4 protein-coding genes are annotated in these 3319 nt (G+C 33.7%); all 4 read left to right on the plus strand.

Features of this window, described 5'->3' with window-relative positions:
* Positions 1 to 386: 386 nt before the first annotated feature.
* The gene (locus ACWIX0_RS13105) at positions 387 to 911 is read left to right on the plus strand and encodes a hypothetical protein (protein ID WP_454174430.1); all 525 of its coding nucleotides are present in this window, start codon (positions 387 to 389) and stop codon (positions 909 to 911) included.
* An 89-nt stretch (positions 912 to 1000) separates the two neighbouring features.
* Entirely contained in the window at positions 1001 to 2329 is a 1329-nt protein-coding gene (locus ACWIX0_RS13110) for a DUF5675 family protein (RefSeq protein ID WP_454174431.1), read from the plus strand.
* Positions 2326 to 2991 carry a hypothetical protein gene (locus ACWIX0_RS13115; RefSeq protein WP_454174432.1) on the plus strand — a complete coding sequence of 222 codons (666 nt, stop codon included), beginning with the start codon at positions 2326 to 2328 and terminating at the stop codon, positions 2989 to 2991. Before ACWIX0_RS13110 ends, ACWIX0_RS13115 begins: the two co-directional genes overlap by 4 nt.
* A complete protein-coding gene (locus tag ACWIX0_RS13120; RefSeq protein ID WP_454174433.1) occupies positions 2957 to 3211 on the plus strand; it encodes a hypothetical protein in 255 nt (84 codons plus the stop codon). The genes ACWIX0_RS13115 and ACWIX0_RS13120 overlap by 35 nt, the downstream gene beginning before the upstream one ends.
* Positions 3212 to 3319 lie beyond the last annotated feature (108 nt).

Genomic DNA, 3319 nt, shown 5'->3' on the forward strand with positions numbered 1-3319 from the left:
ACAAAAGCTACGAGCGTAAGCGAAGTAGAAACATATTTAATAATTTCTCTTGTTTTTGCCTCTGAAATTCTTGAACGAATGATATACTTGTTTTTCATCGCTGACATCATAACTTAAGACTCCTTTATTTTGTCTTAAGTTGTCTTGAGCCATTGTATAAAATGGTTAAAAGAAAATAGCAATAATGGTATAGTGGTTATGGAATTTGCCAATAGTTTAGCAACAGGACATACAACATTATGGTATAACGATGGATATAGTGGTCATTTGTATGACGTAAAAAAATAGGAGTAAATATACAAATAGACAATAAAAAAGAGGATACATTATTGAATTATCTTAATTATTATAAGGCAAAAAATTTTTATTTTTGGAGGCTTAAATAAATGTCAAAAATGAAAAACTATATATTCACATTGTTTTTATTTATGGGCGTGTGCAAAAGTGGTGGATTTGTGCCTTTGATACCGCAAGTAGAGCTAGAATCTATCGCCCAAAACGCCTCTATAAGTTGCAAAAAATACATTGATATAGAAACAAAAAACGATAAAACGACATACAAACAAAAAGGAATGGAATTGTTTGTGGGATTAAAAAGTGGCAGAAAGAATTTTATGCGTGATAAACTTGCATTTTTGGGGTTAAGCAAATGTTTTGGCGTATCATTTGATACGCTACAAAAGCAAGATTCTACTTCGGCATTTGTGGCTCAACTTTGTCAGCTTACGCATTATAATTTTGATGGCTCATTGCAAGACATAACAGATTTTGTAACAAAGGCTAGAAAATCTCAAGCTAAAGACTATGAGCCTAGTCGTTTAGCAGAAGTTTGCCTAAAAATGTATGAATCTCATGAATACAACGCCGAAGTGGAGAGAATCATAAAAAAATACTGCAAAGAGTGCGAGTAAAGAATCTACAATGATAATACTTAAAATGAAATGAAGTAAAATCAAAAATAAATCTACATAGGAATTAAAAATTCAAAGGACAAATCATTGTGCCAAAACTAAATCCACTGCTAGAATCTGACGCCGTAGAATGCGCTCATAAGGGTAAAATCGTGGCTTTTAGCAACAATAAATTGCTAGAGGTTGATGGAAGTTGCGTGCTAACAAAGCAGGATTTATTGCAGGCACAAATTATTGGTTGTCAAAATAATATTTTGGGTGTTGCAACGCCCTGCAAAGCAATCGTTACAATTTTAGATTCTGCGCTTTCAAATACGCTTATAATCAACGGTGATAGCGCGATAATCGCCCAGCAAATTTCGCAGATTTTTACCGATAATGGAGTGCCACTGCAATTTAAAAATGGTGCGACTCCAAAAGCAAAGGATATTTTCGAACTAGATGAGGAGGTGGCAGAATTTGATAATGCGAAAAAAGGCAATGAAAACGCAGAATCTATGAGTGAATCTAGCGCAGAATCTAGCAATCAATCAAATGCAGATTCAAACAAATCTAATACAGAATCTAACACAAAATCAAGCAAAGATTCACAAACCCAAAAAGAACAAATGGTGCTAGAGGTGGTAAGAAAGTGGGAGTATAGCCCAAACAATGAAAACTTTGCATATTGGGCGACTATTAGTGAATTTACGCTTAAAAAAGATGATGAAATAGTCAAAGATTCACAAGGCAAAGATATAAAAGGCTATATCATAGAGCCAGCAGGGATAAACCTTAACCCAAAACACAAAGTAAAAGTTGCAGGAAACGAAGTAGTAGTAGGCACATTGCCACCAGAGCAACAGCAAATAACAAGCGGAAGCGATACAAAGATTCCAGCGGGGGAATATAATGTATTTTGGAGGTATTCAAGCAAGCGCACATATTTAAAAACAAATTTTGAATTTTATAAAACACTACAAAATATTGAAAAACAAACAAACGAAAAATTTTTATGTAATTGTTCTAAGGTTTCAGCTAGTTTAGCAAACATATATCCTTATCACACACATATACTACCAGAATTTATAAACACAAAAGGCAGAAATACGATACTTATTCATAATGGTTCAGGTGGTGGCGATAGTGAGGGTTGCCTACTTCCAGCTAATCAATTTAGAAATGAATTATCTTATGACAAAAGAAAAGTTAATAACAAAATTATAGATATTGTTTCAATCACTATTGGCACAAATGATTTTATACATATTCTTATGAATGAATTGGTAAAACACGACACAGAATCTTTCAAAAACTACAAAGACAAACAGCCAATCAAAAATTTCCTTGTTAAAATCAGAGAAGAGCAAAATATAATATTTGATACCGATAAAAAAATAAATCAATTTTTATCCATAAAATCAAAGGAGCATAAATGAGATTTTGCAAGAAATTACAAAGCGCATTGTTTATATTACTTTTTGCAAACTTTGGCATTATATCCGTAGCCTTTGGCTTAGATATAGATTCTTTGCGACAAAAGCGAGACATTATAAATGGCTCTTTTGTCAAAAAAACACACACTGACAAGCTATATAGTAATACCATATATGAGGGCAAAGGGCGCATAAGTGGTGTTTTAGTGTGGAGAACGGGCGTTATAGCAGATATGGCAGGTTGGGGATTTAGAGAGTTATTGTTTGTGCCTGATAGCAATAGTGTGTTTGATGAGTATCTCAAATTTACGCTATGCAGAAGCGATGATGAAGAGCACTCAAAACAGCACCATTGCTTAGATAAAAATATCACTACAAAAATATCTCACGCATTGGGGCAAAATTGGCGTGAAAAATATGCCCTGTCAGATTTTATGGTAAGGGCAGAAGTGGATATTGCTAATCATAAGAATTTTATGACAGATTGGATAGAGGGTGGCATAGATTATGTGGATTTTAAAAACCTTAATGTAAAAGGCGAAATAAGGCAAACATTTTATAAAAAAGAGGAAATGAGCAGTCTTGTTTGGGTTTCCAAAGATTCTTACATAAACTTGCGCGAATCGCCAAATGGCAAGATTTTATACTCCATACAAAAAAAATGAAATCGTGCAACACAAAAAGAAATTTGACGCTGATTATGGAGAGACTTGCAACATAACAGAATCTAGCGCAAACAAAGGTAGAATCGTATTTTTAGGCAAAGACTCTACCAACCCCAAATGGTATAAAGTCGCCTATATCGCACCAAACGCTAAAGACACAAGAGAGGCAATCTATGGCGTGATTCATAGCTCCCAAGTAGGATTTGAATGCGGGGAGTAATGCAAACAAAATGTAAAAATCATAAAAAAAATACTGCAAAGAGTGTGAGTAAATCTGTGGTAGAAAATTTATTGTAGGTAGAAAATATGATAAAAAAGGCGATTTATA

The sequence above is a fragment of the Helicobacter sp. T3_23-1059 genome, from assembly GCF_053654515.1.

Bases quoted from the DNA above. Each gene is read 5' to 3' on its own strand.
- ACWIX0_RS13105 (WP_454174430.1), top strand. From the start codon at position 387: ATGTCAAAAATGAAAAACTATATATTCACATTGTTTTTATTTATGGGC.
- ACWIX0_RS13115 (WP_454174432.1), top strand. From the start codon at position 2,326: ATGAGATTTTGCAAGAAATTACAAAGCGCATTGTTTATATTACTTTTT.
- ACWIX0_RS13120 (WP_454174433.1), top strand. From the start codon at position 2,957: ATGGCAAGATTTTATACTCCATACAAAAAAAATGAAATCGTGCAACAC.